At 37.8% G+C, this 6,250-nt stretch carries 5 protein-coding genes; 3 read left to right on the top strand and 2 right to left on the bottom strand.

Going from position 1 to position 6,250, the window contains the following annotated elements; all coding sequences use genetic code 11:
• The first annotated feature begins 2 nt into the window (after nt 1–2).
• The 3 genes from LPC20_RS02670 to LPC20_RS02660 all read left to right on the top strand — a co-directional run bounded on the left by LPC20_RS02670 (nt 3) and on the right by LPC20_RS02660 (nt 3,124).
• Complete coding sequence (locus tag LPC20_RS02670) at nt 3–911, top strand: PorP/SprF family type IX secretion system membrane protein (protein WP_229326240.1); 909 nt, start codon at nt 3–5, stop codon at nt 909–911.
• Between the two features lie 35 nt (nt 912–946).
• Nucleotides 947–2,875: an OmpA family protein gene (locus LPC20_RS02665; RefSeq protein WP_229326238.1), complete on the top strand. Its 1,929-nt coding sequence runs from the start codon at nt 947–949 to the stop codon at nt 2,873–2,875.
• Between the two features lie 111 nt (nt 2,876–2,986).
• Nucleotides 2,987–3,124, top strand: coding sequence for a hypothetical protein (locus tag LPC20_RS02660; RefSeq protein ID WP_229326236.1), 138 nt, complete (start codon nt 2,987–2,989; stop codon nt 3,122–3,124).
• Nucleotides 3,125–3,398: 274 nt separating this feature from the next.
• Here the strand turns inward: LPC20_RS02660 and LPC20_RS02655 are convergent, their stop codons facing one another.
• Entirely contained in the window at nt 3,399–4,574 is a 1,176-nt protein-coding gene (locus LPC20_RS02655; RefSeq protein ID WP_229326234.1) for a helix-turn-helix domain-containing protein, read from the bottom strand.
• Between the two features lie 10 nt (nt 4,575–4,584).
• Entirely contained in the window at nt 4,585–5,769 is a 1,185-nt protein-coding gene (locus LPC20_RS02650) for a helix-turn-helix domain-containing protein (protein WP_229326232.1), read from the bottom strand.
• Between the last annotated feature and the right edge of the window lie 481 nt (nt 5,770–6,250).

Below are 6,250 nucleotides of genomic sequence, written 5' to 3'. Positions count from 1 at the left end.
AGATGAAGAAACTATTTAGTTTAGTAGTACTAATGAGTCTGAGTGTTTGGGGCCAACAAGAGCCCCAGTACACCCAGTACATGTTCAACCCTACGGTAATTAATCCGGCTTATGCAGGATCGATGGATTATGGAACTATTTTCAGTATGTACCGCGCACAGTGGCTAGGTCTCGAAGGAGCGCCACGCACTTTAAATTTAGCCTATCACCAACCCATTGAGAATAGTAGAATAGGAATAGGAGTGAACCTACTGCATGATCAGATAGGACCTACTAATACTACTTTTGCCTCAGTGGATGTTTCCTACACGATTGTTTTCGCTAATGAAAGCCGCTTGGCTTTTGGGGTTAAAGCCGCAGGAGAGCTTTTTGCCATAGACAACCAAAAGTTAAACAATTACAATCCAGAAGACCCGTTTTTACAGCTCAATATGATCAATCAATTCTCTCCTAATGTTGGAGTAGGGTTGTATTATTATAAACAGAATAGTTATTTAGGATTATCCGTTCCAAGATTACTAGAAACCCGATTTGTAGACGCTATCGCTTTTTCAAACACAAAGCGCAAGCAACATTTCTATTTTGTTGGAGGGAAAGTCTACAACTTGATGTACAATCTAAAATTCAAACCGGCTTTTGTTACTAAAGTAGTGGCAGGTGCTCCTTTACAAGTAGATTTAACCACCAATTTTCTCTACAATGAGCGCTTGACATTTGGTCTAGCCTATAGATGGAGCGCAGCCGTATCGGCCTTGGTTGGATTTAGAGTAAATGACAGATTATCGATTGGCTATGGTTACGATCGAGAAACCACAAGATTGTCCAATTTTAATTCAGGCTCACACGAACTATTTTTACAGTTTGATTTGTTGAGAAATGGTCAAACAGTAGAAACCACACGATTCTTTTAATTCGTAGCGCCATGAAACTGAAAACACAAAACATTATGAAAAAGCAGCTAATCCTAGTATTGTTATTCCCCATAATCGCCTTGGCGCAACAACCCTTGCGAAGAGCCGATGCTAAATTTGAGCAAGAATCCTATATCTCAGCTATTAAGATTTACGAGCATTTAGCCAAGAAAGGCAAAGGAACTGCTGAGATCTATGAAAAATTAGGCGATGCCAATTACTTCAATGCCAATTATGTTGAGGCTCAAAAATGGTATGAGAAACGCTATGCATTCAATGCGCCTTTTCCAGAAGGTTTTTTATACCGCTATAGCCAATCTCTTAAGTCGGCAGCAATGCAAGAAGAAGCCCAAAAGGTAATGGCAGAGTATGCCAGGGAAAAACCCACAGAACTACGAGTTAGAAACCAAACCCCAACACTCAGAGCACAGAATAGTATCAAGAAAGGATCTGATATTTTTAGCATTACTAATTTGAACATCAACTCGAAGTACTCGGACTTTAGTAGTACTTTCAAAGCAGACACCCTACTCTTTGCAAGTGCGAGACCCAGAATCATCGCCAATCAAATCTACCAAAGAACAGGACAGGTCTTTACTAACTTGTATTACAGTGTAAAGAGTAACGACACTACTAACACCTATAGCGAACCTCAACTATTCTCAAAGAAAGTCTTCTCGGTCTATCACGAGGCAACGCCTATTTTCACTAAGGACGGCAAGACGATCTATTATACTCAGAATGAGCTCAGAGAAAACAACAAAAGAAAACTCACCAACGGTCTGAACAAGATCTACAAGGCCATTAATGAAAACGGCAAATGGATTGATCAAGGCGTATTAGATATCTTTGCTTTAGACAGCATACGGGTGGCCCACCCAGCCTTATCAGCAGATGAAAGCAGCTTGTATTTTGCCTCAGATGCCAAAGGAGGTTATGGCCAATCCGATTTGTATAAAATCGACCTGTATCCCGATGGTACTATTGGCAATCCGGTAAACTTAGGCAGCGCTATCAACACCGAAGCCAGGGAGAGTTATCCATTTGTTACCCAAGACAACATCTTGTTATTTGCTTCAGATGGAAGATTAGGAATGGGAGGATATGATATTTATGCGGTCGATTTAAACACGCCCAATGCCTTGCCGGTTCATCTAGGGGAACCAATTAATAGCCCTTTTGATGATTTTGCAATCAATTGGGATCGCACCACCAACCGAGGCGTGCTCAGTAGTAACCGACCAGGAGGCAAAGGAGATGATGATTTATACGCTTTTAAAAATACAGGAGCTCCGTTTGTATTTGAATACCTAACTTCTATTAAAGGACGCGTAATGGATTTAAAAAGTTCGAATCCGGTAGATTATGCAGCCCTTGTGTTGTTAGATAAGGACAACAACGAAGTGGCAAGAACAGTAGCCGATGAGAACGGAAACTTTGCCTTTGAGAATGTCAAATCCAATGCGATGTACACCATTCAAGGATCCAAGGAAACGTATTCAACAGCAGGGGTAGAAGTCATAGCTAGATTGTATGGAGATAACATTAGCAAAGACATCCGCTTGAAGAAAGATGTCTATGAGATTGCACCGGGCTTGGATTTAGCTAATGTATTTGAGATCACACAAATCTACTTTGATCTAGACAAATCAAACATTAGAAAAGATGCGATAGCACCGCTAGAGAAAATAGTAGAGGCGATGATAGAATACCCAGAGATCAAAATAGAGATTGGGTCGCATACAGACAGTCGCCAACACAGAAAGTACAACAAGCTACTCTCACAGAGAAGAGCGGATGCCACTATGGCTTATTTAATCAAGCGAGGTATTGCACCAGAGCGATTAACAGCTAAGGGTTATGGCGAGAGTCAATTGGTGAATCAATGTGCCGATGGAATCATCTGTACTGAGGCAGAACACCAACAAAACCGAAGAAGTACTTTTGTGGTAGTGAGCAAGTAAGATAAACAGTTAAACCAATTAAACATTCAGAACCTTAAACTTTGAATAAGGAACAAGGAATGTTGAGCAAGAAACTTTAAACCTTAAACTTTAAACCTTAAACTTTAAACTTTGAACAAGGAACAAGGAACAAGGAACTTTGAACAAGGAACAAAGAACCGAAAACAGACAACAGATTACCTTCGTGCCCTAGCGCCTTTGTGGCAAAGAAAGATTGCAGATTGGAGAATGTTGATTGACGATTTGTGATGTGGCAACACTGATTAAAGAAATCGGAGAAATTTGGAATTTTTTTGAACCTTAAAACCTTAAACTTTGAACAAGGAACAAGGAACAAAGAACAAGGAACAAAGAACAAGGAATGTTGAACAACGAACCTTAAACCTTAAACTTTGAACAAGGAACAAAGAATGATGAACAAGGAACAAGGAACAAAGAACAAGGAACAAGGAATGTTGAACAACGAACCTTAAACCTTAAACTTTGAACAAGGAACAGACAACCGACAACAGACAACCGTGAATTACTTATTTTGGATGAATTCGGTAGGAGTTAGTCCGGTGACTTCTTTAAAAGCTGCATAAAAATTAGATCTGGTTTTAAAACCGGACTGCTCTCCAATAGCTTCAATAGTGATTTTATCATTCGATTTGTTTTCTAAAAGAGACAAAGCATAGTTCACTCGCAATTGGGTGCGTAATTTGACGAATGAGGTTTTCATTTCATTTTTAATACAGTTGTTAATTTGTGTCTCGGCTAAACCGATGGCTACAGCCATACTAAAAACAGAAAAATCCCGACTTAAATACGGTTTTTCCACGTCTAAATACTGGGTAATGCGTTCTAGCGGTGTTCCAATATATTTGACTTTCTTTTTGTAGGTTTTGGCAGGTTTTGTTTCAACTTCAGGGACTGCTTCTTGACTCTCTTTCTTGATTTTTTTCGGCGACAAGCCATACAACACATTTGGGAATTGCAACAACGACAGGGTTAAAATCAGGTAAATAATTCCTGATAGCACATAGATTTCGGTTTGATTTTTAATGATGTCTTTAATTTCATAATGCGCCACTTGAAAAGCCAACAAAATGAAAATCAAGCTTATACCAAAAACAGAGGAAAGCAAAACAGTTAACCAGCGAATTACTTGCAGTTCTTGTCTATTCATTTTTGGCTCCCTCTTGGAAAGCGAACGGTATTTTCGAATGACTAAAATCCCAGCACCCAAGCTATACAACAAGCAAAGTATTGTGCGCATCATAAAACTCTCACCCGCATCATAAAACAGATTCACATCAATAAGCCGAATATCATTGATGGATTCAATGAGCTGTTTTGCAATGGCTTCTTTCTCAGAAAAAGGCTTGATGTAATAGGGAATCGTCCCAATTAAACTCCAAACAGGAAAAATTAAATGGTGTATATGCCAAATGGTATAAGGTCGGTTAGGCTCTAAAGCGCCCCGTACATAAAAATACAATAAGGGACCTATCAAGAACATCAAGGGCACAAAATGATTAAAAAATACAGCTATCCAAAACACATCTTGACTTTGAAATACAAAATGATGCGCTACACCAAAACAAGAGGTGATGATAAAAAATCCCGAAAGGAAAAGTTGGTTCGGATTTTTTTTACGATTAAAAAAAACCAACACAAAAGAAAAAAGGAGCGTAAGTATCGACAGATATAAAAGCATAATTCTCGATTTAGTCAGTTAAAGTATTTAAAAATTCGGCAGGACTTTGCTGAGTATATTCCTTAAAAGTAGTATAAAAGGTGGACCTGGATTTGAAGCCAGACTGCATTCCAACGGCCTCCACTGTTAGATTTGTATGTGCTTGATTTTTAATCAGTTCAATAGCGTACTCGATTCTCAATTTGGATCTCAATTGGTAAAACGAAGTTTCCAGTAGCGTATTGATGCAATACGAAATTTTGTGCTGTGGTTCGTGTAATAGAATAGCTAGTTTTTCTAATGAAAAATCTGGATTCACAAAGGGTTTTTCGCTTTCTAAGACCGTTACGATGGCTATACCAAGCGGAAAGAGCGGGTCGTCTTGTTTTTGAAAAAGTTCGGGATAGCGTTTTTCAAAGATGGATATTTCCGATGGTATTGTAGTTTTGGTTTCAGATGATCGAGGCATACCGTAGAGGATTTCTGGGAAAACGAGTAAAGAAAAGGTCATGATAAAGTAGGCTATACCCGAAATCAAATGCAACCAATAACTGGATGCAAATGCTTCTGTTGGGCTTAACGCAAAAGAAAGCAGGGTTAGTGCTAGTAAGTAAACTGTTATCACAAACACACTACTTAGCAGCGTGACCAACCAGCGCATACTAATAGTAAATTGTTTTGTAGGAACTGCTTTTTGTGCTTTAAGTAAGGAACTGTTTTTCCACAAGAAAATAGCGCTATAAATAATGTAAATTAAGAACAAACTTACCCGAATTAAAAAACTCACAGAAGCATTATAAAACAAGTTATAATCCAAGCTAATAATAGAGTCAAAATCCTTTAAAATCTGATTGGCATAGTCCAACTTTAATTCGAAGGGAGAAAAGAGATAGGGTACAATTCCAATTAGCTGAATCAAGGCGGGAATACCATGAAGCAAATCTTTCTTGCTGATGCATTCGGTATCCTGAACAACGCCTCGTACATAAAAAAACAATAGCGGTCCGGAAAGTAAATAGAGGGGTGTAAAATTATTATAAAACACGGCCAACCAAAAAGGAGATTCTCCAAACAACACAAAGTAATGTGTAACACCATACAAGGACACCGTCAGTAAAAAAAGCGACACACAAATGGCGTGCTTGTTTTTACGGTAGTTGTTGGCAAACAAAACGAAAGCCAATACTAGGGTTGAAAGTGTGAGATACAACAACATGTAGGTGGGTTTTTATGGTACAAAAATAGCAATTATACCAATCCGCGACCACTACCATATCGGAAAAGTTGTCCTGAATATAATAAATGAGGACAACTTAATTGATTATAACAAAACAAGAGACTAATGTTAAATCAGTTTACGGTTCAATGAATAAGTAGTTTGGCACTCGGCTTGAGTTATTTCTCATTATATAATAAAAGGATTTGTAAATTTTTTTGTGAGTTTTAAATCTTGATGGGTCAATTTTAATAAAACGCATTAATTAAAATAAAATTTACTGCTAAAGAAAATTGTGTTTTGTAAAATAAAAAATCAATCAGCCCTAGGATAAAGATCTTTTTGCTGATTTTGTTTAAATATTTTATGTAATCAATAAACAAAAACACAAACTTTGTCCTATTTTAAGTTTGTTCGGACGTATTTGTCTTGTTTCTCTTCTTTATTTTCTTTTTTCTCCAAGAAATTTGCATCCAAATTA

The sequence above is a fragment of the Flavobacterium ammonificans genome (assembly GCF_020886115.1).
GTDB lineage: Bacteria > Bacteroidota > Bacteroidia > Flavobacteriales > Flavobacteriaceae > Flavobacterium > Flavobacterium ammonificans.
This window is presented reverse-complemented; position numbering and strand designations above follow the sequence as displayed.